This window comes from Teichococcus deserti (assembly GCF_001982615.1).
Taxonomy (GTDB): Bacteria; Pseudomonadota; Alphaproteobacteria; order Acetobacterales; family Acetobacteraceae; genus Pseudoroseomonas; species Pseudoroseomonas deserti.
This window is the reverse complement of sequence record NZ_MLCO01000026.1, coordinates 1-22,287: the sequence shown is the minus strand read 5'-3', so window position 1 is coordinate 22,287 and position 22,287 is coordinate 1. Positions and strand designations below refer to the sequence as shown.

Annotated in this window: 26 protein-coding genes and 1 pseudogene; 10 read left to right on the top strand and 17 right to left on the bottom strand. The window is 68.6% G+C overall.

Annotated elements, in window-relative coordinates:
- Window positions 1-10: 10 nt before the first annotated feature.
- Genes BKE38_RS04200 through BKE38_RS04170 form a run of 7 tightly spaced genes read right to left on the bottom strand, consistent with a single transcriptional unit; the run spans window position 11 to window position 7,641 of the window.
- Window positions 11-1,627, bottom strand: a complete 1,617-nt coding sequence (locus BKE38_RS04200; RefSeq protein ID WP_076956117.1) for an ABC transporter substrate-binding protein — start codon at window positions 1,625-1,627, stop codon at window positions 11-13.
- 29 nt (window positions 1,628-1,656) lie between these two features.
- Window positions 1,657-2,607 (bottom strand): ABC transporter ATP-binding protein, encoded by a 951-nt coding sequence (locus BKE38_RS04195; RefSeq protein WP_076956116.1) that lies wholly within the window; start codon window positions 2,605-2,607, stop codon window positions 1,657-1,659.
- Window positions 2,604-3,596 carry an ABC transporter ATP-binding protein gene (locus tag BKE38_RS04190; protein WP_207553484.1) on the bottom strand — a complete coding sequence of 331 codons (993 nt, stop codon included), beginning with the start codon at window positions 3,594-3,596 and terminating at the stop codon, window positions 2,604-2,606. The genes BKE38_RS04195 and BKE38_RS04190 overlap by 4 nt, the downstream gene beginning before the upstream one ends.
- 2 nt (window positions 3,597-3,598) lie before the next feature.
- The gene (locus tag BKE38_RS04185) at window positions 3,599-4,444 is read right to left on the bottom strand and encodes an ABC transporter permease (RefSeq protein WP_076956114.1); all 846 of its coding nucleotides are present in this window, start codon (window positions 4,442-4,444) and stop codon (window positions 3,599-3,601) included.
- Window positions 4,441-5,466, bottom strand: a complete 1,026-nt coding sequence (locus BKE38_RS04180; RefSeq protein WP_083747289.1) for an ABC transporter permease — start codon at window positions 5,464-5,466, stop codon at window positions 4,441-4,443. The genes BKE38_RS04185 and BKE38_RS04180 overlap by 4 nt, the downstream gene beginning before the upstream one ends.
- Window positions 5,445-7,055, bottom strand: coding sequence for an ABC transporter substrate-binding protein (locus BKE38_RS04175; RefSeq protein ID WP_076956113.1), 1,611 nt, complete (start codon window positions 7,053-7,055; stop codon window positions 5,445-5,447). The genes BKE38_RS04180 and BKE38_RS04175 overlap by 22 nt, the downstream gene beginning before the upstream one ends.
- A 40-nt stretch (window positions 7,056-7,095) precedes the next feature.
- Complete coding sequence (locus BKE38_RS04170) at window positions 7,096-7,641, bottom strand: OsmC family protein (RefSeq protein ID WP_076956112.1); 546 nt, start codon at window positions 7,639-7,641, stop codon at window positions 7,096-7,098.
- Window positions 7,642-8,028: 387 nt separating this feature from the next.
- Between BKE38_RS04170 and BKE38_RS04165 the strand changes: the two genes are divergently transcribed.
- The 6 genes from BKE38_RS04165 to BKE38_RS04140 all read left to right on the top strand — a co-directional run bounded on the left by BKE38_RS04165 (window position 8,029) and on the right by BKE38_RS04140 (window position 14,708).
- Window positions 8,029-9,015 (top strand): MsnO8 family LLM class oxidoreductase, encoded by a 987-nt coding sequence (locus BKE38_RS04165; RefSeq protein WP_076956111.1) that lies wholly within the window; start codon window positions 8,029-8,031, stop codon window positions 9,013-9,015.
- 16 nt (window positions 9,016-9,031) lie between these two features.
- Window positions 9,032-10,372: an LLM class flavin-dependent oxidoreductase gene (locus BKE38_RS04160; protein ID WP_076956110.1), complete on the top strand. Its 1,341-nt coding sequence runs from the start codon at window positions 9,032-9,034 to the stop codon at window positions 10,370-10,372.
- Complete coding sequence (locus tag BKE38_RS04155; RefSeq protein ID WP_076956109.1) at window positions 10,369-11,550, top strand: M20 aminoacylase family protein; 1,182 nt, start codon at window positions 10,369-10,371, stop codon at window positions 11,548-11,550. Before BKE38_RS04160 ends, BKE38_RS04155 begins: the two co-directional genes overlap by 4 nt.
- 13 nt (window positions 11,551-11,563) lie before the next feature.
- On the top strand, window positions 11,564-12,070 hold the full coding sequence (locus tag BKE38_RS04150; RefSeq protein ID WP_076956108.1) for a GNAT family N-acetyltransferase: 507 nt from the start codon (window positions 11,564-11,566) through the stop codon (window positions 12,068-12,070).
- Between the two features lie 80 nt (window positions 12,071-12,150).
- Window positions 12,151-13,752, top strand: a complete 1,602-nt coding sequence (locus BKE38_RS04145; protein ID WP_242662184.1) for an ABC transporter substrate-binding protein — start codon at window positions 12,151-12,153, stop codon at window positions 13,750-13,752.
- A gap of 110 nt (window positions 13,753-13,862) precedes the next feature.
- Window positions 13,863-14,708, top strand: a complete 846-nt coding sequence (locus tag BKE38_RS04140) for an HpcH/HpaI aldolase family protein (protein ID WP_076956106.1) — start codon at window positions 13,863-13,865, stop codon at window positions 14,706-14,708.
- 170 nt (window positions 14,709-14,878) lie between these two features.
- On the opposite strand, the gene BKE38_RS04135 is transcribed toward BKE38_RS04140, so the two are convergent.
- The 8 genes from BKE38_RS04135 to BKE38_RS04105 all read right to left on the bottom strand — a co-directional run bounded on the left by BKE38_RS04135 (window position 14,879) and on the right by BKE38_RS04105 (window position 19,697).
- Entirely contained in the window at window positions 14,879-15,184 is a 306-nt protein-coding gene (locus BKE38_RS04135) for a hypothetical protein (protein ID WP_076956105.1), read from the bottom strand.
- A 98-nt stretch (window positions 15,185-15,282) separates the two neighbouring features.
- Complete coding sequence (locus BKE38_RS04130) at window positions 15,283-15,639, bottom strand: hypothetical protein (protein WP_076956104.1); 357 nt, start codon at window positions 15,637-15,639, stop codon at window positions 15,283-15,285.
- Window positions 15,636-16,367, bottom strand: coding sequence for a hypothetical protein (locus BKE38_RS04125; RefSeq protein WP_076956103.1), 732 nt, complete (start codon window positions 16,365-16,367; stop codon window positions 15,636-15,638). The genes BKE38_RS04130 and BKE38_RS04125 overlap by 4 nt, the downstream gene beginning before the upstream one ends.
- Window positions 16,364-16,507: a hypothetical protein gene (locus BKE38_RS31760; protein ID WP_165694105.1), complete on the bottom strand. Its 144-nt coding sequence runs from the start codon at window positions 16,505-16,507 to the stop codon at window positions 16,364-16,366. The genes BKE38_RS04125 and BKE38_RS31760 overlap by 4 nt, the downstream gene beginning before the upstream one ends.
- Window positions 16,504-17,709, bottom strand: coding sequence for a hypothetical protein (locus BKE38_RS04120; RefSeq protein ID WP_131829485.1), 1,206 nt, complete (start codon window positions 17,707-17,709; stop codon window positions 16,504-16,506). Before BKE38_RS04120 ends, BKE38_RS31760 begins: the two co-directional genes overlap by 4 nt.
- Window positions 17,706-18,056: a hypothetical protein gene (locus BKE38_RS04115; protein ID WP_076956101.1), complete on the bottom strand. Its 351-nt coding sequence runs from the start codon at window positions 18,054-18,056 to the stop codon at window positions 17,706-17,708. Before BKE38_RS04115 ends, BKE38_RS04120 begins: the two co-directional genes overlap by 4 nt.
- Complete coding sequence (locus BKE38_RS04110) at window positions 18,053-18,901, bottom strand: hypothetical protein (protein WP_076956100.1); 849 nt, start codon at window positions 18,899-18,901, stop codon at window positions 18,053-18,055. The genes BKE38_RS04115 and BKE38_RS04110 overlap by 4 nt, the downstream gene beginning before the upstream one ends.
- Window positions 18,902-18,986: 85 nt before the next feature.
- Window positions 18,987-19,697, bottom strand: coding sequence for a helix-turn-helix domain-containing protein (locus BKE38_RS04105; RefSeq protein WP_076956099.1), 711 nt, complete (start codon window positions 19,695-19,697; stop codon window positions 18,987-18,989).
- Between the two features lie 82 nt (window positions 19,698-19,779).
- On the opposite strand from BKE38_RS04105, the gene BKE38_RS33785 reads away from it, so the two are divergent.
- On the top strand, window positions 19,780-20,043 hold the full coding sequence (locus BKE38_RS33785; protein WP_076956098.1) for a helix-turn-helix transcriptional regulator: 264 nt from the start codon (window positions 19,780-19,782) through the stop codon (window positions 20,041-20,043).
- A gap of 72 nt (window positions 20,044-20,115) precedes the next feature.
- Here BKE38_RS33785 and BKE38_RS04095 read toward each other — a convergent pair whose 3' ends face one another.
- Both BKE38_RS04095 and BKE38_RS04090 read right to left on the bottom strand, forming a co-directional pair.
- On the bottom strand, window positions 20,116-20,469 hold the full coding sequence (locus tag BKE38_RS04095) for a hypothetical protein (protein ID WP_076956097.1): 354 nt from the start codon (window positions 20,467-20,469) through the stop codon (window positions 20,116-20,118).
- 90 nt (window positions 20,470-20,559) lie between these two features.
- Window positions 20,560-20,847 carry a hypothetical protein gene (locus BKE38_RS04090; protein ID WP_076956096.1) on the bottom strand — a complete coding sequence of 96 codons (288 nt, stop codon included), beginning with the start codon at window positions 20,845-20,847 and terminating at the stop codon, window positions 20,560-20,562.
- 140 nt (window positions 20,848-20,987) lie between these two features.
- On the opposite strand from BKE38_RS04090, the gene BKE38_RS04085 reads away from it, so the two are divergent.
- The 3 genes and pseudogenes from BKE38_RS04085 to BKE38_RS04075 form a co-directional block, all read left to right on the top strand.
- On the top strand, window positions 20,988-21,305 hold the full coding sequence (locus BKE38_RS04085) for a hypothetical protein (RefSeq protein WP_076956095.1): 318 nt from the start codon (window positions 20,988-20,990) through the stop codon (window positions 21,303-21,305).
- A gap of 84 nt (window positions 21,306-21,389) precedes the next feature.
- Window positions 21,390-21,644 (top strand): hypothetical protein, encoded by a 255-nt coding sequence (locus tag BKE38_RS04080; RefSeq protein WP_076956094.1) that lies wholly within the window; start codon window positions 21,390-21,392, stop codon window positions 21,642-21,644.
- Window positions 21,644-22,287, top strand: a pseudogene (locus BKE38_RS04075) (hypothetical protein); the annotation flags it as partial. The gene BKE38_RS04080 and the pseudogene BKE38_RS04075, both read left to right, overlap by 1 nt.

Below are 22,287 nucleotides of genomic sequence, written 5' to 3'. Positions count from 1 at the left end.
CGACCCGGGCTCAGGCATCCAGCCAGGCGCCGTGATAGAGCGCATAACCGCCGCCGCTATAGGCCTCGCCCTTCACCGTGCCAGCCTGGACGTAGAGGCGCTGGTTCAGCTGCGCGGTCGGGATGAACAGCCCCTGCTCCAGCACGTAGCGCTGCGCCTCCTTCAGCGTCTCGGCGCGGCTGCGGCGGTCGACGGCGGTCGCGATGTCCTGCGCCAGGCGGTTCAGCGTCTCATTGCTCTGGCCCAGCTTGAACCAGTTGTCGCCCCTGTCGGCATCGGTCAGCACATTGCCGACCACGCCGGCATCGAGGAAGCTGCGGCTGATCTCGCGCAGCGGCACGCTGTCGTTGTTGCGCACGCGGGCGTTGAAGGTGGCGATGTCGACCACCTGCAGCCGCGCCGCGATGCCGACCTTCTGCAGCTGCTGCACGATCACCTCGTCGACCTGCTTCGAGGTGCCGACCCAGGGGCTGGCGAACAGGTTGAAGCGCAGCTTGTCGCTGCCGCGGGCGCGGATGCCGTCGGCGCCGCGCTGCCAGCCGGCCTCCTCCAGCAGGCGGTTCGACTTCTCCGGGTCGTAGGCGAGCAGGGCGCTGAGGTCCGCCGCCTCGGGAACGTTGGGCTGCAGCAGGGTGGTGACCGGCTTCCAGTCCTCGGTGAAGACGGTGTCGAGGATCTCCTGCCGGTCGATGGCGTGCTGCAGCGCCTGGCGGAGGCGCACATCGTCGAAGAAGGGCGCGCGGGTGTTGACGCTGAAGCCGCTGACGAAGCCCAGGCTGTCCGGCGCCACGGCGCGGATGCCGCGCGCCTTCAGCGGCCGCAGCTCATGCGGCGCGATGTTCAGCGCGATCTGCGCCTGCCCGGCCTGCAGCGCGGCGGCGCGGATGGCGGCGTCCTTGACCACCTTGAAGGTGATGCGCTCCAGGCTGGCCGGGCCCTGATGCGCGAGCGCCTGCGGGCCCCAGTTGTAGTCGGGGCGGCGGCGCAGCACGACATGGTCGCCCTCCAGCCAGGACTGCAGGGTGAAGGGGCCGCTGCCGATCTGCCGGTCGAGATTGCCGAGCTCCTCGGCCTTCAGGTTCAGGCTGGCCAGCGAACGCAGCACCGTCTTGTGGTAGCCCAGCGTCGGGATGAAGCTGAGCGTCGGCCGGGTGAAGCTGACCCTGACCCGCCGATCGTCCAGCACCTCCGATCCCTTGTAGGTGCTGGAGGGAAACAGGCCGAGCCGGCCGACGCCCCGGCTGGTGTCGCCGCGTGCCCAGAGCTCGATATTCGCGGCCACCGCCCTGGCATCGACCGGCGAGCCGTCGGCGAAGCTGGGGCCGGCGCGCAGATGCAGGATGAATTCGGACTGGCCGGCATTCTCCTCCCAGCGCTCGGCGATCCAGGGCGTCGCCTCGCCCTTGTCGTCGACATGCACGATCTTGTCGGCCAACTGGCCCCAGACGATGCCTGTGTAGCTGTCGACCTTCTCGTTCAGCCCCCAGCCGCTGTCGAGCGAGCCGATCAGGAAGGTCAGCTCGCCACCCGATCTCCGCGGGGACGCGGTTTGCGCGACGGCAGGGGCAGCCAGCAGGGCAGCGGAACCGGAAAGCAGCGTCAGCAGCGCGCGGCGGGCGAGGGGCATGATGGGTCTCCAGACGGAAGGTGTCGCGCTCAGGGGCGGTGGCAGGCGACGGCGTGACCGGCGGCGATGGCGCGCAGCACCGGCGCCTCGACGCGGCAGCGCGGCTCGGCCATCGGACAGCGCGGATGGAAGCGGCAGCCGGCGGGCGGATCGATCGGATCGGGCAACTCGCCCTGCAGCGGCAAAGGCGGGCGGGCGCGCGCCTCGGCGGGATCGGCGACCGGCGTCGCCGCCATCAGCGCCCGGGTATAGGGATGGCGCGGCTGCTGCCACAGCGCGTCGCGCGGCGCTTCCTCCACCACCTGCCCGAGATACATGACCGCCACGCGATCGGCGACATGCCGCACCACCGCGAGATCGTGCGAGATGAACAGCGCCGCCAGGCCGAGCTCGGCGCGCAGGCGCAGCAGCAGGTTCAGCACCTGGGCGCGCACCGAGACGTCGAGCGCCGAGACCGCCTCGTCGCAGAGCAGCAGCCGCGGCTCCAGCGCCAGGGCGCGGGCGATGCCGACGCGCTGCCGCTGGCCGCCCGACAGCTCGTGCGGATAGCGGAGCGCGACTTCCGGCCGCAGCCCGACCTGCTGCAGCAGCTGCGCGATGCGCGCCTGCCGCGCCGCGCGGTCGCCGCGGCGATGCACCAGCAGCGGCTGCTCCAGGATGCGGAAGATGCTCTCGCGCGGGTTCAGCGCCGACAGCGGATCCTGGAAGACCATCTGCATCCGCGCGCGATAGCGGGCCAGGGTGGCGCGATTGGCGGTCGCGACGTCGTCGCCCTCGAAGAGGATGGCGCCGGATTGCGGCGGCACCAGCTTCATCGCCAGCCGCGCCAGGGTCGACTTGCCGCAGCCGCTCTCGCCCACCAGCCCCAGCGTCTCGCCGGGCTGGATGCTGAGGCTGACATCATCCACCGCGCGCACCCGCCCGGCCGGCGTGTCGAAATGCCGAACGGCGCGGCGGATTTCCAGCAGCGGCGCGGTCATGCGGCGTGGCCTCCGGGCAGCGGGGCGGGCAGGGGATGGAAGCAGGCGGCCTGGCGCGCGCCCCCGGGCGGCATGGGCGGCGCTGCGGACCGGCAGCGCGCATCGGCGCGGCCGCAGCGCGGCGCGAAGGCACAGCCGGCCGGCAGCGCGTCGAGCGGCGGCACCAGGCCGGGGATCTCCGGCAGCGCGGTGCCCGGCGTCAGGGTGTCCAGCCGCACGGCGTCGAGCAGCCCGCGTGTGTAGGGATGCGCCGGCGCCGCGAAGATCTCGGCCACCGGCCCCTGCTCGACAACCTGGCCGGCATAGAGCACGACGATGCGGTCGGCGACGCCGGCGACCACGCCCAGGTCATGGGTGATCAGCAGCAGCGCCATGCCCAGCCGGTCGCGCAGCTCGGCAAGCAGCGACAGGATCTGCGCCTGGGTGATGACGTCGAGCGCGGTGGTCGGCTCGTCGGCGATCAGCAGCGCCGGATCGCAGGCCAGCGCCATGGCGATCATCGCGCGCTGCCGCTGGCCGCCCGACAATTGATGCGGATAGTCGCGCGCGCGCAGGCCGGGCGCCGGGATCTGCACCAGGGAGAGAAGCTCCACCGCGCGGCCCCAGGCGGCGCGGCGCGACAGCGGGCGATGCAGCCGCACCGCCTCGGCGATCTGGTCGCCGATGCGCTGCACCGGGTTCAGCGCCGAGAGTGGCTCCTGGAAGATCATGCCGATGCGGCCGCCGCGCAGCGCGCGCAGCCTGGCGGGGGAGAGGGACAGCAGGTCCTCGCCCTCGAAGCTGACGCGGCCGGCATCGATGCGGCCGCCGGCGGCCTCCACCAGCCGCAGGATCGAGGCGGCGGTCACCGACTTGCCGCTGCCGCTTTCGCCGACCAGCGCGACGGTCTCGCCGCGGGCGATGGCGAAGCTGACGTCGCGCAGGATGCCGAGCCGTCCCGAGCGGGTCGCGAAGCTGGTGCGCAGGGAGGAAACCTCGAGCAGGGTCATGGTCATTGGCTGCGCAGATGCGGGTTGAGGCAGTCGTTCAGCCCCTCGCCCAGCAGGTTGAAGGCGAGGACGGTGACGACCAGCGCGATGCCGGACAGGCCACAGACATACCAGGCCTCCACCAGCTGCTCGCGGCCGCCGCCGATGATGGTGCCCCAGCTCATCACGTTCGGGTCGCCGAGGCCGAGGAAGGCCAGCGCCGCCTCGGTCTGGATGGCATGGGCGATGGTCAGGCTGGAGATGGCGATGACCGGCGGCAGCGCATTGGGCAGGATCTGTGTCCAGAGCAGCCGCGCGGTGCCCATGCCGTAGGTCTCGGCCGCCAGGATGAAGTCGCGGCCGCGCAGCGACAGCACCTGGGCGCGCACCAGCCGCGCCGTCGCCGGCCAGGAGACGATGCCGATGGCCAGCACCGCGGTCGCGACCGAGGGGCGGAAGACAGCGACCAGCACCACGGCGAGGACGAAGGTCGGCACCGTCTGGAACAACTCGGTCAGCCGCATCAGCGCGGCGTCGATGCGGCCGCCATGATAGCCGCCCACTGCGCCGATCAGCGTCCCCAGGACGGCGGCGATCAGCGTGCTGACCAGCCCCACCATCAGCGAAACCCGCGCGCCGGAGACCAGTCCGGTCAGCAGGTCACGCCCCATCACGTCGGAGCCGAGCGGGTTGGCGGCGTCCTCGCCAGGCCAGAGCATTGGCGGCGCCGCCATCTCCCAGGGGTCGCCCGGCCAGAGCAGCGGGCCGGCCGCGGCCAGCAGCAGGATGGCCAGCAGCAGCAGCAGGCCGGCGCCGCCCTGGCGGTGCGTCAGCAGCCGGCGCAGCAGGCCGGGATGGCGCGTGCTCATGCCCGCCGCGCCCTCGGCGCCACGCGCGGATCGACCAGGCGATAGACCCCGTCGATGGCAATGTTGACGATGACGACAAGGATCGAACTGAAGAACAGAATGCCGAGCAGCAGGTTCAGGTCGCGGGTGCGGATTGCCTCATAGGCGAGGCGGCCGAGGCCGGGCCAGGAGAACACCGTCTCCACCAGCACCGCACCGCTGAGCAGCGAGGCCGCCTGGTAGCCCGCCATGGTGACCATCGGCAGCAGCGCGTTGCGGAAGGCGTGGTGCAGCGTGATGCGCCATTCGCCGGCGCCCTTGGCGCGGGCGGTGCGGATGAAGTCGGCACCGTGCAGCTCCAGCATGGCGCTGCGCACCAGCCGCGCATAGACCGCGAGGTAGAAGGTGCTGAGCGTCACCGCCGGCAGCACCAGATGTGCCGCCAGGTCCTGCAGCAGTGCCAACCCGTCATGCGACGCGCCAATGGTCAGCATGCCGCCCGAGGGCAGCCAGCCGAGCCGCGCCGAGAACAGCACGATGGCCATCAGCCCGAGCCAGAAGGTCGGCACCGCATAGCTCAGCAGGGTGACGCCGGAGAGCAGCGTGTCGAGCCAGCCGCCGACCTGCCGCGCTGCCAGGATGCCCGCCAGCGAGCCCAGCACGATGGCCAGCAGCAGCGCCGAGACCATCAGCAGCAGGGTGGGCGGCAGCCGCGTCAGGATCAGCGCGCGCACCGGCAGGTTCAGCCGGTAGGAATGGCCGAGATCGAGGCTGGCAAGCTGGCCGAGATAGCGCAGGTATTGCAGCCAGACCGGCTGGTCCAGGCCGAAGCTCTGGCGCAGCGCGGCCATGGTCTCGGGCGTCGCCGCCCCCGCCTCGCCGGCCAGGACGTCGACGACGTCGCCAGGCGCCAGCTGGAGAATCAGGAAGTTGAGCGTAGCGATGCCGAAGAGCACCGGCACCACCTGCAGCAGGCGGCGCAGCAGCGGCGGCAGCCCGCCGCGTGCCGCGGGCGCCGCGCTCAGCGTGCCAGCGCCAGCCATGCATCCTCCAGCCCGGCGAACATGCCGTCGCCCTGTGGACGGTCCTTGCGGAAGCGCGCTGTGGAGACGGTGGTCCAGGTCAGCTCCACCAGGTCGAGGATCGGCGCATCCTCCTGCACGATCGCCTGCCAGCGGGTGACCAGCGCGCGGCGTTTCGCGGCATCGCCCTCGGCGGCGGCGGCTTCCATGATGCGGTCGAGCTCGGGGTTCGAATAGCCGGAGCCGTTGGTCCAGGGCGCGCCCCTGACGATGTTCTTCGTCCAGTACAGACGCTGCACGCCCAGCGTCGGATCGGGCAGCTTGTGCAGGCTCGACGTCATGATGTCGTAGTCGGCCTCGGTGTAGACGCGGCGCAGATAGGCAGCGGAATCCTCGATGATCAGCTCGAGCTCGACGCCGATGCGGGCGAGGGACTGCTTGATGAACTCGCCCGCGCGGTTAGATTCCAGGCTGTCGCCGCTGCCGGAGACCAGGTTGATGCGGAAGCGCTTGCCGTCGGCGCCGCGCTTGAAGCCGGCCTCGTCCAGCAACGCCTCGGCGCGCTTCGGGTCGAAGCCCTGCGGATTGCCGCGCGCATAGTACTGGCTGACGGAGGAAGGGATCGGCCCGGTCGCCGGCTTGCCGTAGCCCTGCCAGACCAGCCGCACCAGCGCCGCGCGGTCGATCGCATGCGACAGCGCCTGGCGCACGCGGCGGTCGCTGACATAGGGGCGGCGCACATTGATCTGCGCCAGGAAAATCGAGGCGAGGAAGCGGCCGTCATCGGTGTTGATCGTGTACTTCGCCGCATCCGAGAAGCGGCGCAGGCTGGTCACCGGCACCAGCGAGCCGATGGTGACGTCGATCTCGCCGGCCTCCAGCGCCACGGTGCGGGCGACGGGATCGGGGATGAAGCGGAACAGCACGCCGTCGAGATAGGGCTTGCCCGGCTGCCAGTAATCGGCGTTGCGCTCCAGCGCGACATGGCTGCCGCGCACCCATTCCTTGAACCGGAAAGGCCCGGTGCCGATCGGCGCCGTGTTGGCCGGGTTCTGCAGGACGTCGGTGCCTTCATAGACATGGCGCGGCAGGATCTGCGCGCCATAGGTGTTGATGTAGTTGAAGAGATAGGGCGCCGGCGCCGAGAGGCGGATGGTCACCGTGTGGTCGTCCGGCGTCTCCACCGCGGTCACGTTGGCGAAGACGGCGCGGCCGAAGGGATGCAGCTTCTTCCACACCTCCAGCAAGGTGAAGCGCACATCGGCGCTGCCGAAGGGGCGGCCGTCATGCCAGCGGACATTGCGGCGCAGGTTGAAGGTGACGGACAACCCGTCCTCCGCCGTGTCCCAGGATTCGGCCAGCGCCGGCACCGGCTTCAGCTCGAGATCGTAGCTGACCAGGCCTTCGAGGATCTTCGACGACACCATGCCGATGTTCATGGTGGTGATGAAGGCCGAGGTCAGGATCGGCGGCTCGGCCACCACGATGCGCGCGGTGCCGCCGCGCACCGGCGTCCCCGCGGCGGTCGCATGCGCATGGCCTTGCGCCAGGGCGAGATCGGGCAGGGCGGCCAGGCCGAGGCCGGCCAGCATCAGGTCGCGTCGGTTCATCGCTCGGGGCTTTCGCGGAAAGGGTGCGGGCGCATGCGGGCTATTCGGCCGCGTCGCTCTGGGCAGGCAGACGGGCGAGGGCGCCATCGATCGGTTGCGGGTCGCGCAGCAGGTGCAGGATCGGACAATTCGCCTGGACGGCGGCATGCAGCTGCGCGAGCTCCTCCTCGGAGGCCGGGGAGTCGAGCGCGACGGTGTAGCGCAGCGCATGCGGGTTGCGCGGCACGGTCTCGAAGCCGGGCTGGCCGCTGCGCGGATCGATCTGGCCGTCGACCTGCACCTCGACCCGGTGCAGCGGGATCTGCAGCAGCGCCGCCTGGATCAGGAAGGTATGCGTCAGGCAGCTGCCCAGCACGCCGAGCTGCAGCTCGGGCGAGCTCGGCCCCAGGTCGTAGCCGGCGAAGCTCGCGGGGCTGTCGCTGATCAGCTGGAAATCGCGGATGCGGATGCGGCGGATGCCGCTGCGGCCCTCGGCGCTGACCCGGGCGCTGAGCGGCTGCGGGCGGGCGTCAGGGCGGGCGGCGCGCTCACGCAGGCGGAACAGGGCGTCACGCTTTTGGGCGAGGTAGCCGATCAGGCTGGACATGGCGGGCTCCGGGGCGGGGGCAAAGCGGCCCCGCCCCGAGCAATCAAATAGCGACGATAAAGAGTCAATATAATAAATAGCTACAACGCGACGTGATAAGACCGCTTCGGCTCCAGATGGATCGATCGAGCATGCCGTGATCTCAGGGAAAAATTGATTTTCAATCAAAGGGTTATCTCGGCAGGAGCGGCCACCGACCAGCCTCCCGGCTCACCGGCATGCAGGGCTGGATCACGGCTGCCCCTCGGCCTTTCGGACCCTCGCGCCGACGCTTAAGCACGAATCTACGCCGCGCGATGATTGACGCACGAAATTCCAAGGTGATTAATGTGGCGGAGCCGACACGGCGGCCCCGCCGCCGCGCGCCCTGAGCCGGAGTTCCGCGCCATGCGCTACCGCCTGAGCCTGCTCGACAAGAGCCCCATCCCCGCCGGCGCCAGCGCGGCCGAGGCGCTGCAGAACACCCTGGCCCTGGCGCAGCGGGCGGAGCAGCTGGGCTATCACCGCTTCTGGGTGGCCGAGCATCACGGTAGTCCCGGCCTCGCCAGCGTCGCGCCCGAGGTGCTCTCGGCCTTCCTCCTGGCGCGCACCAGCCGCATCCGCGTCGGCTCCGGCGGCGTGATGCTGCAGCATTACGCCCCCTACAAGGTCGCCGAGACCTTCTCGCTGCTGGCGACGCTGGCGCCGGGGCGCGTCGATCTCGGCATCGGCAAGGCGCCGGGCGGGCTGCCGTTTTCCACCCGCGCGCTGCGCGGCGACGCCCAGGACTTTGCCGCGCGCTTTGCGGAGCTCGAGGGCTTCCTCACGCACAGCCTGCCGCAGGACCATCCGCATGCCGCGGCGCAGCTGACGCCGATCCCGCCGGAGGCGCCGCAGAAGATCGTGCTCGGCGCCAGCGCCGACAGCGCGGCCCTGGCGGCGCGGCATGGCTGGCAATTCTGCTATGCCGGGCATCTGAACGGCGACGACGCCAAGCTGCGCGACAGCCTGGCGCGCTACCGCGACGACAGCGGCCAGGCGCCGCTGCTGGCGCTGCATGTGCTGGCCGATGCCAGCCGCGCCGAGGCCGAGCGCCGCGCGGCCTCCCTGCGCACCTACAAGGTGCATCTGCCGACCGGCCAGAGCTTCAACCTGGGCACGCGGGACGCGGCCGAGGAATATGCCCGCCAGGCCGGCGCCACCACCTGGCGGATCGAGGAGGTGCGGCCCAGCCTGCTGGCCGGCAATCCCGACGACATCCATGCCGCGCTCGACGCGCTCCAGCGCGAGCATGGCATCGCCGAATTCATTCTCGACACGCCCTCCACTGCTTTCGCCGAACGCGCCGCCATGCTCGACCTGCTGGCCCCGGCGCGCCAGCCGGTCGCGGCCTGACCAAGGACCCCCTGTCATGACCGACAAGAAGATCCCGCTGGGCGTCATGCTGCATGGCGCCGGCGGCCACATGAATGCCTGGAAGCATCCCAGCGGTCCGGCGGATGCCAGCGTCAACCTGGGCTTCTACATCGACCGCGCGAAGCAGGCCGAGGCCGCCGGCATCGCCTTCGCCTTCGTGGCCGACGGCCTCTATATCAACGAGAAGTCGATTCCGCATTTCCTGAACCGCTTCGAGCCGATCTCCATCCTCTCGGCGCTGGCGACGGTGACGGAGAAGATCGGCCTGGCCGGCACCGTCTCCACCTCCTACAGCGATCCCTTCACGGTCGCGCGGCAATTCGCCTCGCTCGACCTGATCAGCGGGGGGCGCGCCGGCTGGAACGTGGTGACCTCGCCGCTGGAAGGGTCGTCGCGCAACTACAGCCGCGCCCATCCCGAGCATGCGCTGCGCTACCGCATCGCCGATGAATATCTGCAGGTGACGCAAGGCCTGTGGGAGTCCTGGGAGGACGGCGCCTTCCCGCGCAACCGCGAGACCGGCGAGTTCTTCGACCGGAAGAAGTTCCGCCGCCTGGACCATGAAGGACAGTTCTTCAAGGTCGAGGGGCCGCTGAACATCCAGCGCTCGCCGCAGGGCCAGCCGGTGATCTTCCAGGCCGGCTCCTCCGAGCCCGGCATCGACCTCGCCGGGAAATACGCCGACGCCGTCTTCACCAACTCTCCCTCCTTCGAGGAGACGAAGCGCTTCCGCGAGGCCGTCCGCGCCAGCGCCGCCAGGCACGGCCGCGATCCCGACCAGATCAAGATCATGCCCGGCATCGGCCCGATCACCGGCCCGACCCGCGCCGAGGCCGAGCAGAAATACGCGGCGATCCGCGACCTGCTGAGCATCGACGAGGCGCTGGCCTATCTCGGCCGCTTCTTCGACCATCATGATTTTTCGGCCTATCCGCTCGATGCGCCGTTTCCCGAGCTGGGCGACATCGGCGCCAACAGCTTCCGCTCCACCACCGACCGCATCAAGCGCGACGCGCGCGAGAAGGGGTTGACGCTCCGCCAGGTGGCGCTGGCCTCGGCGACGCCGAAGCCGCATTTCATCGGCAGCGGCGAGGAAGTCGCCGACGAGATGATCCGCTGGATCGAGCAGGGCGCCGCCGACGGCTTCATCCTGGGCTTCCCGGTGGTGGCGCAGGGGCTGGACGACTTCATCCGCTACGTGCTGCCGGTGCTGGAGGCGCGCGGCCGGCACGACCCGGTGCTGCGCGGCGCCACGCTGCGCGAGAATCTCGGCCTGCCCTATCGCGCCATCCGCGCTGCGGCCCATCCCGAACCCGCCCTGGCCAAGGCCTCGTGAGCGAGACGCTGCTGCGGCCGGGCCCGCTGGCGCGGCTGGCCGCGGGGCTGGAGCCTTTCGCCGCCCTGCGCCGGGACCTGCATCACCATCCGGAGCTCGCCTTCGCCGAGCACCGCACGGCCGAGACCGCCGCGCGAATGCTCGCAGGCTGGGGCTATCAGGTGGAAAGCGGCATCGCCGGCACCGGGCTGGTCGCGACCTTGCAGCGCGGCCATGGCCGCCGCAGCCTGGGGCTGCGCGCCGACATGGATGCGCTGCCGATCGCCGAGCAGACCGGCCTGCCGCATGCCAGCCGCAGCCCCGGCGTCATGCATGCCTGCGGCCATGACGGGCATGTCGCCATCCTGCTGGCCGCGGCGCGCGATCTGGCGCTGCATGGCGAGTTCGACGGCCGTCTGACGCTGATCTTCCAGCCGGCGGAGGAGACCGGCTCCGGCGCCAGGCGGATGCTGGCCGAGGGGCTGTTCGACCGCTTTCCCGTCGATGCCGTCTACGGCCTGCACTCCTGGCCGGGCGAGGCCGAGGGCCGCTTCGGCTTCGTCGAAGGCCCGGCCATGGCGGCGGTCGACCTGGCGCTGATCAGCATTCTCGGCCGCGGCGGCCATGGCGCCGCGCCGCAGGAAACGGTGGATCCGGTGGTCGTCGCCGCGCATGTCATCACCGCGCTGCAGACGGTCGTGTCGCGCAACCTGGATCCGCTGGAGATGGCGGTGGTCACCGTCGGCGCCATCCAGGGCGGCGAGGCGGCCAATGTCATTCCCGACAGCGTTTCGCTCAAGCTCACCGCGCGCAGCTATCGTGAAGCCGCCCGCGCGCTGCTGGAGCGACGGATTCCTGCGATCACCCGGGCCCAGGCGGACAGCTTCGGCGCCACTGCGCAGGTCGAATACCGCCGCGGCTTTCCGGCGCTGGTCAACCATGCGGCGGAAACCGGCTTCGCCCGCGACGTGGCGCGCCGCCTCCTGGGCCAGGATGCCATCCTGCCTGACTTCCGCCCGCGCACCGCCAGCGAGGATTTCGCCCATCTGCTGCTGGCGCGGCCCGGCAGCTATCTCTTCCTCGGCGCGGGGGAAGGGCCGGCGCTGCACAATCCGCGCTTCGACTTCAACGACGCCCTGCTGCTGCCCGGCGCCGCGCTCTGGTCCGGCCTGGCCGAGGCGTATCTCGCCCCCTCCTGACGGAAGACCCGCGATGCGCGACCTGATCGTCTCCACCACCCCCGCCGATCCGCGCGCCCGGCCGCTGGTGGCAGCGCTGCTCGAGGAATATGACAGCCGCTACGGCACCTTCTTCGACGTCGCCGGCGCCGCGGCCGAGATGAACCGCTACCCGCCCGAGGCCTTCGCCCCGCCACAGGGCCAGTTCCTGCTGCTGCTGCGCGACGGCGAGACCATCGGCGGCGGCGCCTTCAAGCGCTACGACGACAGCACCGCCGAGTTCAAGCGGATCTGGACGCGGCAGGACCTGCGGCGCCAGGGCCTGGCCAGCCGCGTGCTGGCGGCGCTGGAGCAGGCGGCGCGCGAGCAGGGCTACGGACGGATCTACCTGACCACCGGCTTCCGCCAGCCGGAGGCGGTCGGCCTCTATCTGCGGCGCGGCTACACGGCGCTCTACGACCCCGCCGCCGACCTGCAGGCGCTGCGCACCCTGCCTTTCGAAAAGCGACTGACGGTCACGGCGGAGGCCGCCCTGGCCTGACCGCCGTGTTTTCCCCATTGCCGGATATGGCATAAATCACCTATCGGAAGTGTGTAAAGCATTCCTGATGGATGGTCCGCATGCAGAATTCGGCGATCACACGGCGCGGCCTGGCCGGCCTGCTGGCCCTTGGCGCCCTGCCAGAGGCGGCATCGGCCCAGCCACACGCCGCGGCGAAGACGGTGCTGACCATCGCCACCGCCACCACGCCCAGCTCGGCCGATCCGCATTTCTATGCCTTCCAGCCGAACTTCAACCTGGCGCTGCATGTCTTCAGCCGGCTGGTCGAGCGCGACGCCCGGCTGCGCCCGATCCCCGGCCTGGCGCTCAGCTGGGCGCCGGTCGAGGACAGGATCTGGGAATTCCGCCTGCGCCCGGGCGTGAAATGGCATGACGGGCGGGACTTCACCGCCGATGACGTGGCCTTCACCATCGGCCGCATCCCGACCGTCGCCGGCAGCCCGGGCAGCCTCGCCGGCTATGTCCGCCCGATCACCCGGGTCGAGGTGGTGGATCCGCTGACCGTCCGGCTGCACACCGCCGGGCCGCATCCCTCGCTGCCCAACGACCTGACCTTCGTCGCCATCGTCTCCCGCCATGCCGGCGAGGGCGCGACGACCGAGGACTACAACAGCCGCCGCGCCGCGATCGGCACCGGCCCCTACAAGCTGGCCGCCTTCCAGCCCGGCAGCACGGTGGAGCTGACCCGCAACGAGGCCTATTTCGGCGGCGCCGAGCCCTGGGAACGCGTGGTCTTCCGCATCATCCCGCAGGCCGGGGCGCGCAGCGCGGCGCTGCTGGCCGGCGATGTCGACCTGATCGACGAGGTCTCGTCCAACGACGCCCAGGCGCTGGCGCGCGACAGCCGCGTCCAGGTGGTGGAGACCCAGAGCACCCGGCTGACCTTCATGCAGCCCGGCTTCGCCCGTGCCGGCGAGCTGCCCGACATCACCGACGCCGACGGCAAGCCGCTGCCGAAGAATCCGCTGCTGGATCTGCGGGTGCGGCAGGCGCTGTCGCTCGGCATCGACCGCGCGGCGCTGGTCGAGCGGGTGATGGAAGGCCGCGGCACGCCCAGCGGCCAATGGCTGCCGGCCGGCTTCTACTCGGCCAATCCGGCGGTGGGCGTGCCGCGCTTCGACCCCGAGGCGGCGCGCCGCCTGCTGGCCGAGGCGGGCTTCCCGCGCGGCTTCCGCCTGGTGGTGCACACGCCGACCGACCGCTTCGCCAATGACAGCCGCATCGCCCAGGCGGTGGCGCAGATGTGGACGCGGATCGGCGTGGCGACGGTGGTGGACGCGCTGCCCTATGCCGCCTTCAGCGCCCGCGCCAGCCGCCAGGAATACGGCGTCTGGCTGCACAGCTGGGCGAGCTCGACCGGCGAGGCCTCCTATTTCCTCAGCAACGTCGTCAGCACGGTCGACCGCGCCAAGCGGGCGGGCGCCAACAACTGGAGCCTCTATTCCAACCCGGCGCTCGACGCGCTGACCGAAAGATCCTTCACCCTCCTCGAGCCCGCCGCGCGGGAGAAGGTGCTGCAGGAGGCGGTGCAGCTGGTCGCCGACGACCTGCCGATCATCCCGCTCTTCCACCTCTCGCTGGTCTGGGGCCTGCGCCCCGGCCTGCGCTTCGAGCCGAATATGAGCGGCTACACGGCGGCGACCATGGTGCGGCCGGGGTGATGCCGCCGACGATCCTGCCTTGCCGAAGCCGGCGACTTCCGCGAGCCTGACCCGGCCGGGGCGGCGGCGCCCGCCGCTGCCGGCCAAACGGGAAAGGGGAGGGTGCCGCCATGCGTCGGAATCTGCTGCGCGAGAAGCTGAACGCCAACCAGCCGACGGTGGGGACGCATCTCCTCTCCACCTGGCCGACCCTGGTCGAGCTGGTGGGCCAGTCGCGGCAATACGACTATATAGAGTTCACCGCCGAATACGCGCCCTTCGACCTGCACGACCTGGACAATCTGGGCCGCGCCTTCGAGCTGGCCGGGGTCGGCGGCATGATCAAGATCGAGCAGACGCAATACACGCACCAGGCGATGCGGGCGATCGGCTCGGGCTTCCAGAGCGTGCTCTTCGCCGATATCCGCGATGTCGGGGATGCCCGCGCCGCGGTCGACGCGGTGCGCGCCGAGACGCTGGCGCAGGCCGGCTCGCGCGGCGTCGGGCGGCTCGGCGTCGGCATGCGGCGCGACGTCGGCATGATCCAGGAGGTCGGCAAGCCCTCCTATGTCGAGGCGCTCAACGACATCGTCATCGCCATCATGGTCGAGAAGAAGTCCTGCCTCGACGACCTCGAGGCGATCCTGTCGGTGCCGGGCCTCGACATGGTGCAGTTCGGCCCCTCGGACTATTCGATGAGCATCGGCAAGCCGGGACAGGGCGATGATCCGGAGGTGCGGGCGGCCGAGCGGAAGACCATCGAGACGGCGCTGCGCCTCGGCCTGCATCCGCGCGTCGAGCTGCAGGACCCGACCCATGCCGGGCGCTACCTGGAGATGGGGGTGAAGCATTTCTGCATCGGCTGGGATGTCGGCATCCTGGCCAAGTGGTGGGATGCCAATGGCCGCGCGATGCGGCAGATCCTGGACAAGGGCGTGGCCGAGGCTGCGCCGGCGGGCCAGGCGCGGCTTTACTGAGACGCGGCTTTACTGAGGCGCGGCTTTATTGGGGCGCGGGGCTGGAGGCGTCCTTCCGGATGGGTCCCGGAGGCGCCTCCGGGAGTGTGCCATCGATGGCCTATAAGATGTAATATAGTAAGACGTCTTGCGGCATCTACATCTAGTAGCCGCTGACGAATTATATCCTACTATAAACGCGAATCTTTTCCCAGTCGAGGCTTCGAGCGTATTTGCGCGTTCGCCAGCACGATGGCTTGCCGGGCGCTGAACAGCACCGAGAAGTCCCGGTTCTTGTCCTTCGAGAGCACCCTGAGCCGGCCAGCCAGGACGAAGAGGATGGTGGCGATCCGGTCCATGTCGGGCACATCGCGGAGCGGGATGTGCAGCCTGGCAGACTTTCCGAGGAGCTCGCGATCGAGCGCCGCCAAGGGATCCCCGGTGTGGATCATCCGATCGAAGTCGGTGTAGAGCTTCTTGCGAGCCATAGAGTTCATGCGCCTTCTCCGTAGGGTGGCCGCAGGCAAAGAGGGGGCGTTGACCCGCGCCTCCTGGGCCCTCGGCAGTTCGGTTGGATGAGGTCAGGCTGTCGGCGTCAGGACGTGTCTGCGTCTGGCAGCAGCTGCCAGAGGTGGTCCGTGGGCCGGAGCCGACGGCTGCGCCCTATCCGTCGGAATTCCATGACGGCGTCATAGCGCACCTGCGCCAGCCACGGCGCGATGTCGAAGAAGAGGTCGCCGTCGCGGATAGCCTCTGCGCCCGCCCGCAGGCTGTTGCAGATCGACGGCAGGCTCCAGGCGAGGATCCCGGCGAAGCGGCCGACCGACATCCGCGGCGCAGCGCGGGCAATCTCCCGTCCGAGGTCGAGCGGATCAGGCAGGAACAGGTGCCAGTTCTTCCGGCGCCACGGGGCGTCGCGCTCCGGGTCAGAACGCTTCGCGCGGCCGGTCACAGCAGCCCCTCGAGATCCGCCTGAATGGCGGCCATCTGCACGTCGGTGGGATCCATGCCCTGCTGGCGGAAGGCGATCACCCGCGAGATGACGTCATAAACGTCCTTCGCGCGCAGCTCGGTCTCGAAGAGGTGCGTGACGATCTCGCTGCGCAGGTAGGCGGCCAGCGAGAGAGGCATGTCACCCGCCTCGATGCCCAGCAGGTCGTGCAGATCCTGGCAGCGTAGTGCCCAACGATCCTTCTCGACCTTCGCCTCGTCGATCGTTCGGGGCAGCGGGTAGGCCCGCTCGACCGCTTCTCGGACGTCCGATGGCGGCTCATCATCGGAAAGGGTGCCCATCCATCCGCCCAGGCTCTCCGTCGGATAGGTGCCGTTCGAGAAGCGGTATTGGACATTGAGCTTGAACGGCTCGACCGCGCCGTCCAGCAGGCGCTCCCACTCCGTCGGAGCTAGGGCGGCCTCCTTGCTGCCGTAGCGGTCTATCACCGCCTGGCGCTTGGCCGCCCTCTCGGCCGCATGGGCACTGCCAGGGCCCCACATAGTGTCCATCAGGCTTTCCATCGCCGCGCTATAGGCGAAGCCGGCCAGCAAGCCGGGAACGTCGTCCAGCGTCTTCCCGTCAGCCGCCAGGATCATAGTCGCCTTGCGCAGCGCCTGATCAGCCTCGTGCTGGTTGGAACTGCTGGTCAGCACCCAGAGCTTCCGGAAGTGCTCGACGTTGATCACGAGAGATCCTCCATCGGCGCGAATAGGTCGTCGTCATCGTCATCCAGCGGGCGCTGCCGCGGCTGCGGCGCCGGGCAGGGATGCCCGCCGAAGAGCTGCTCCATCACCCGGCCGACCGGCTTGCTGATGTGCTCCATCATGTCGACTTCCCCAGCGCCAGCAGAAATTCCTCGGTGTCGAAGTACTTCACGCCGAGACGCTCGAGGTCCACGCCGGCATGGCGCGCCAGGAAGGCGATCGAACGGGCCTGGTCCTTGAGAAGGGACTCAGCCTTATGGATGCCGTGCGACATGTTGTTCCGCAGTTGGTCGGCGATCTCGGACCTCGTCAGAACCAGCTGCGCGACAGCGTCAGCTAAAGTCGTTGGAGCCGCAGAAATAGCGGCTTGCTCCAATGCGACCGCTGTACGGAAGCGATAGTCGGCACTGATCGCGGCAGCCTCGCCCTCCTCCAGCTTCTTCTGTGCGTTCAGGTGGCCGGCCTGGCGATCGAATGACTGGTGCTCCGCGTCGTGCTCGACGGCGGCTTCGAGCAGAGCCAGAGGGCCATGAGGGTTCCGGGCGGGCGCCAGCGATGCCGCTTCGGCATCCAAAAGGCCAAGGATCCCGGCCATGTCACGGTTCAGTGCATGGTTCATACGCTCGTTGAAAAATTTCTCCTTAAAGTCCGAGGAGGCCGTCTTCCGGAGCTCCTCGTCTTCCATCCACAGCGACCGGAAGCGTGCAGCGATGCCCGCCCAGGAGGTCGCCCGGTGCTCGACCATCCTGCTGATCGACGCGTGCATTGCAGAACTCAACGGCTCATGCGCCTTATCGATCGCGTCCTGATCGTCATCGGGGAAGCGGTCGAACACGCCAAGCCATTCAGCATAGACTTGGTTGAACAGCTTGCACTCCGCGATCAATGCGGCGTCGGTGCCGATCGGCACTGCAGACGGACTCGAGGTGAGGGCGGCGATGTCGGTGAGAACAGATAGGCCAAGCCCATCCATCTCGTTCTCCGCATCCAGCGTATTCGTCCCCGGGCCGAACTCGGTGCGCAGGACCGTCGCTTTCGCTGCAAGTTCGCCGAGGTGTGCCGCCGGTACGCCCCCTATGCGGTGTTCGAGCTCGTTGAGCCGCCGGGTGAGGTCCCTTCGCGCAGCCAGCGCCGTGTGGCGTTCGCCCCCATTCTTCCATTGCTCCCACATCAGCATGTACTGGTCGCACATGCCGACGAGCGTCGTTGGCGCGGGCGTGCAGCTTTCCGCAGTGCAGGCGGGCGCAAAGGCTGCTGCGGTCGCTTGCAGCGGTGCCGGCGCCTTCACGGATGCCTTCTTGCGGCTTTTCGTGGCAGTGCTCACTGCGTCACCGCCAGCGCCCACGCGCTCAGAGTGAAGGCGACGGCGGAGCGTCGGAGGCGGGCGGCCTCAGCAGCATCGCCCTCGGCCAGCGCTTCCCAGGCTTCAGCCCGGTACTGCGTCGCCCACATTCGCAGCGACGCGCTATCGTAGGCCGGGCCGGGCGGCAGGACGTCGCGCTCGAAACGCAGGACCTGCACCTGGTGCCGCAGCCGGCGGCCGTTCTCCCACCGGCGCCGGGACGTGCGGATGCGGCGGTTCATCCCCCGGATCCTGTTGTCGTTCGAGGGCGGAAAGGCCGACGCCGAAGCCATCGGCTGCGCGGCCACGGAGACCTGGGCGAGGCTCACTGCACCGTTCCTTCGGTCAGGAGGTCGATGATGCCGGCACCCCATTTGAGCTGCCTGATGGGCGTGCCATTGCCGTGCCGCTTGCCGGTATCCAGCAGCGTCGCATGCGGCTCGCCAGCGGCGGTCGGCTCCCAGTAGGGCTGGCCCTTGCCGTCGCGGCGGCCGACCTGGAAGCCGCGCTCCGCCAGCAGCTGGTTCACCGCGATGGCCGACTTGCCGCCAAGGCGAACGCCGATGTCGGACGGGGTCAGCAGCAACTCCTGCTGGGGCGCCAGCAGGTGGGTGATGCCCATCTGGGCGAGGGGATCGATGCCGGTGTCCAGCTTCGTCGCCCGCGCCGCGGACAGGGCCGCCTGGTTCTCGTCCAGGCCGACCAGCTTCGCGATGCCGCGATAGGCCCGGAAGGTGGAAGCCGCCTCCCGCGCGGTGACGCCGCGGCGGGCGGGAAGAGGTGCCGGTGCCCGGATGGCGCCATGCTCGTAGGCGTCGAACCGCTCGATGATTTCGAGAGTGATCGCCGTCGCCTCGACCGTCTCCGACTTCGCGGTCAGGAAGATCGCCTGGCGCTTGTTCAGATAGTAGGCCGTGGCGCGCTGGCCCTTGCCGACAACGACATCGGCGGTAGCCAGCTCGCCGAGCTGGGAAAGCGCCCGGCGGTGGGGCGCTATCAGCTCGCGGATCTTGCGCGGACGCTCAAAGCCGAGCCGCGCCGCCAGATCCGTGTCGAGGATGCGGAGCTCGCCGTCACGGCTGACGACGGCGAGTTCGATGGCGGTCTTCGCCTGCGTCGGGGCCGAGATATCGGCCGCGCCGAGCAGGTCGGGAGTATCGGATGGGGAACGCACGATGAGGGTGCCTCCGCTGGGTGCGAAGGCAAGCTATGTCCATTTTGGACATACGTCAACGCCGGTGTGGCCAAATTGGGGTGGCCTACAGGCCGAGAATTTCCGCTGTGGTGAGAATCTTGTAAGCGTCGGTGCCTGGACGGTCTTCAAGGGCCATTCCGCTTCGTGGAACTTCGGGCACACTCCAGTCGGTCACATACCGCTTCTGGTCATGTATATCTGTTCCCACAAACCCCAGCTCGCAGACTAGGGAGCCGTCCTCCTGAGGGGTGTAAATTAGGGAAAACCCTCCTCGAGCAGGCGGACGATCCTTGTCGATGAGCAGCAAATCTCCTCTCGCGAACCGTCCGTTCATGTTGTCAGTCACTACGAAGAAGCCGAATACCCCCTTTGTAAATTCGAGCGCCGGCGGGCGTCGTATTTTATTAATCGTCTGACTAGGCTCTAATACAAAGATCCTGCTATCGACGAAAGTCGATCTTATGATTGGTATGTCGCTGCTATCTGACGAAATGGCGACAGAGGAAGCGCCTTTTCGGCTTTCTCTAATTTCTGTCTTCGGGGCGGTGAGGACGCCATGCCCAATCTGTTCCCAGTTTTCCGTGGAAATAGGCCGGAAAAACTGTTCAGGAGAGACTTCAAGGACAGGTGCAAGTTTTTCGGCCCAATGCTGAGCCATTTTACGATGGCCATGTATCAGCTTGTTCAGCGTAGAGGGACTGATACCGGTTTCGCGCGCTAGGTGCGCAGCGCTGACGGCTCGATCATCCATAATAAGCTTAAGGCGGGTTTGCATCGCCACATTGTGCCCAGCTCTGGCCATTTGTATCCGTCCAATTTGGGATTGACGGCCTCTAGAAAATGTCCATTATGGACACATGAAGCTTGCTGCCTATCGGGCCTCTAGAGGCTTATCGCACGACCAGATGGCCGAACTCGTCGGCCTCGCTTCCCCGCACCGCGCGCGGGCAGTCCGTCGGTGGGAAAATGGCGAACGCATTCCGCGAGCAGCGCAGATGGCGAAGATCAGTGTCGCCACAGCCGGTACCGTTACCCCTTCGGATTTCTTTGACTTACCAACCGACGCGCCCGCGGGCCTTACGCGCGCCACCCCCCACACCCCCGACAGCGGGGCGGCATGATGGTCCGGCGGCTGGTCGCTCGCTGGCTGTGGCGCCTCCTTGCGGAGGCGGCACCGCCGGTTTCCTTGCAAACTATGACGACTGATCAGGCCGAAGCGTTGGAGGCAATTTACCAGCGCCGCCTGGCTCACCGGCCTGAAGCCGGGCATCCGCAAGGCGGCGCTCGGCCATGGCGATGATGAGTTCGGCCGCCTCGGCCTGGAAGCCGCCAGTTGCTTCATACCCGGGCGTATGCGGATTGACCCGCCCCGCTTCCATGATGGCCGCGATCTTGGCGAGCCGGACGTCCGGGTCCGGGCTCACCAGGCAGATTTCGCTGAGCAGCAGTCCGAGCGTGTTCTTGAGTACGATGTTCTCGGATCGGACCAGGTTCAGTTGTTCCAGCAGTGCGTCGAGAAGGCGGTTCATCCGCTCCTGCTCGTCCATTGAATCCTCCAGGGGTCGTAGGGATGCGCCCATGCTGGAGGAGGCGGGTCGCTCCGGCAACGGGGCGATCCGTCTCGCGATGCCCGGCCATCAGGTGGTGGTCGGCGGGCAGTTTTCCGCTGTCGCGCCGATCCAGCCGATGCCCGGGTGGTGCACCGCCACCATGGCGCGCCCAACGCCAGCTGCCTGGCGGTGCACCCCGGACCCCACGAGGATCCGGGCCCCTGGAAACATGACGGCCCGCCGGCGGGGCACCATCTCCGAGCGGCAGGCCATCAGGTTTTCAATTAGCTGCTCCAGTTCCGCGGCGCCGAGCTGCCGGTCGACGCAGACGATTGCTGTCTGCCGATCGGCGGAAACACCGCATTCCAAATCCATCCTGGATCCTTCCGCCCAGCCCAATGCTGCCCTCGACAAGCAGCACTGTGGCGCAGAGGGATTCGGAGATGTTGGGTCACCCACACAATTGCGCGGGTCATTCACCCAAGAATTTGGGTCGCTGGCCCGAGGACAAGGGCATGACGCGAGCTGATGCCATCCGGTCAGAGATGGCGGAGATCGTCGAGGAGGCTGCAGAGCCTTACCTGACGCTCGGCGTGAAGGCGGCCATCGCGAAGGCTGCCCGACTTCTTGGCCTGACCACGCGTCGGGCCGAGGCTTATCGATGGGGCGAAGTCCGCATGGTCCCGGGCTGGGAGATGGAGGAATTGCGCCTCCGTCGCGAAGCCTTGCGCGAACAGCGGATCGCCCGGTTGGAATCCGACATTGCGGCGCTGAAGGCGTCGCGGAGATCGCACAATGCGCATTCTAGCGAGTGCCATGGAGAAGGTGGGTGACGCCTTCCTCCGTGCTGGCGCCTGGGCGCCTCCTATCGCCCGGGCCTGTTACCGCGCAGCCGACTGGCTCAGGGGCGGTCGCCGATGAGCGCCGCGAAGCGAGCCGCTGAGCTGACCGAACAGCAGGTGAGAGACCGGCTGCAGGAGATGTGCGACCTGGCTGGCGGCCAGCGTGCCTTCGCCAGGGTGCAGGGCATCGCTGAGACGGCGGTGTCCGACTGCCTCCACGTCCGGAGAGCGGGCATCAGTCCCGCAATCTTGCGCGCGCTCGGCTTGCGGAAAGTCACCCGCTTCGCGCTGGCGCGTAATTCCAACTCCAGCCAGATCGGCGGTGCCTGATGGCGCGTATCCGTAGCGTGCACCCTGGTCTGTTCACGGACGAGGCGATGATGCAGCTAACCATCAGCAGCCCGATCGCGATCCTCTTCTGGATCGGCTTGCTCATGGAGGCGGACGACCGCGGTGTGCTCGAGTACAAGCCGCTGACGCTCAAAGCGCGGATTGTACCGGCGGCTCCCGTCGAGATCGACGATCTGATGGGCCGCCTGGAAGCGCTCGATATGGTACGGCGCTTCTCCCAGGACGGTCGGCAGTACGTAGCGATACGCAACTTCCGCCGCTTCCAGCGCCCCCAGAAGCCGAAGCAGGTGCACCCTCTACCGGACGAGCTGGCTCTCTACGTCGGCAAGTACCGTGCCGGGGACAGCGCGGACCAGGGGAAGGACGATAGCGGTACGATACCGGTAGAGGACGAGTACGATACCGGTAAGAGAATCTCTCCGCAGATAGGAGGAGGGAGGAAGGAAGAAGAGATTTCTTCCCTTCGGTCAGAAATCTCCCCCCCTACCCCCCGCCAGCGGGGGGCGGGCGCTGAAGGGCTGTTCGAGCGGGCGCCGGTTGTGGCGGCTGTGGCAGGCCAACTGGCCGACGGCGGGGCACCACCGCGGCGCCGCGGTGGCTCGAAGCCCGACGAGGAAACCCT

Coding starts and splice junctions, on each gene's coding strand:
- BKE38_RS04200 (WP_076956117.1), bottom strand. CDS start 1,627: ATGCCCCTCGCCCGCCGCGCGCTGCTGACGCTGCTTTCCGGTTCCGCT.
- BKE38_RS04195 (WP_076956116.1), bottom strand. CDS start 2,607: ATGACCGCGCCGCTGCTGGAAATCCGCCGCGCCGTTCGGCATTTCGAC.
- BKE38_RS04190 (WP_207553484.1), bottom strand. CDS start 3,596: ATGACCCTGCTCGAGGTTTCCTCCCTGCGCACCAGCTTCGCGACCCGC.
- BKE38_RS04185 (WP_076956114.1), bottom strand. CDS start 4,444: ATGAGCACGCGCCATCCCGGCCTGCTGCGCCGGCTGCTGACGCACCGC.
- BKE38_RS04180 (WP_083747289.1), bottom strand. CDS start 5,466: ATGGCTGGCGCTGGCACGCTGAGCGCGGCGCCCGCGGCACGCGGCGGG.
- BKE38_RS04175 (WP_076956113.1), bottom strand. CDS start 7,055: ATGAACCGACGCGACCTGATGCTGGCCGGCCTCGGCCTGGCCGCCCTG.
- BKE38_RS04170 (WP_076956112.1), bottom strand. CDS start 7,641: ATGTCCAGCCTGATCGGCTACCTCGCCCAAAAGCGTGACGCCCTGTTC.
- BKE38_RS04165 (WP_076956111.1), top strand. CDS start 8,029: ATGCGCTACCGCCTGAGCCTGCTCGACAAGAGCCCCATCCCCGCCGGC.
- BKE38_RS04160 (WP_076956110.1), top strand. CDS start 9,032: ATGACCGACAAGAAGATCCCGCTGGGCGTCATGCTGCATGGCGCCGGC.
- BKE38_RS04150 (WP_076956108.1), top strand. CDS start 11,564: ATGCGCGACCTGATCGTCTCCACCACCCCCGCCGATCCGCGCGCCCGG.
- BKE38_RS04145 (WP_242662184.1), top strand. CDS start 12,151: ATGCAGAATTCGGCGATCACACGGCGCGGCCTGGCCGGCCTGCTGGCC.
- BKE38_RS04140 (WP_076956106.1), top strand. CDS start 13,863: ATGCGTCGGAATCTGCTGCGCGAGAAGCTGAACGCCAACCAGCCGACG.
- BKE38_RS04135 (WP_076956105.1), bottom strand. CDS start 15,184: ATGAACTCTATGGCTCGCAAGAAGCTCTACACCGACTTCGATCGGATG.
- BKE38_RS31760 (WP_165694105.1), bottom strand. CDS start 16,507: ATGATGGAGCACATCAGCAAGCCGGTCGGCCGGGTGATGGAGCAGCTC.
- BKE38_RS04105 (WP_076956099.1), bottom strand. CDS start 19,697: ATGCAAACCCGCCTTAAGCTTATTATGGATGATCGAGCCGTCAGCGCT.
- BKE38_RS33785 (WP_076956098.1), top strand. CDS start 19,780: ATGAAGCTTGCTGCCTATCGGGCCTCTAGAGGCTTATCGCACGACCAG.
- BKE38_RS04095 (WP_076956097.1), bottom strand. CDS start 20,469: ATGGACGAGCAGGAGCGGATGAACCGCCTTCTCGACGCACTGCTGGAA.
- BKE38_RS04090 (WP_076956096.1), bottom strand. CDS start 20,847: ATGGATTTGGAATGCGGTGTTTCCGCCGATCGGCAGACAGCAATCGTC.
- BKE38_RS04085 (WP_076956095.1), top strand. CDS start 20,988: ATGACGCGAGCTGATGCCATCCGGTCAGAGATGGCGGAGATCGTCGAG.
- BKE38_RS04080 (WP_076956094.1), top strand. CDS start 21,390: ATGAGCGCCGCGAAGCGAGCCGCTGAGCTGACCGAACAGCAGGTGAGA.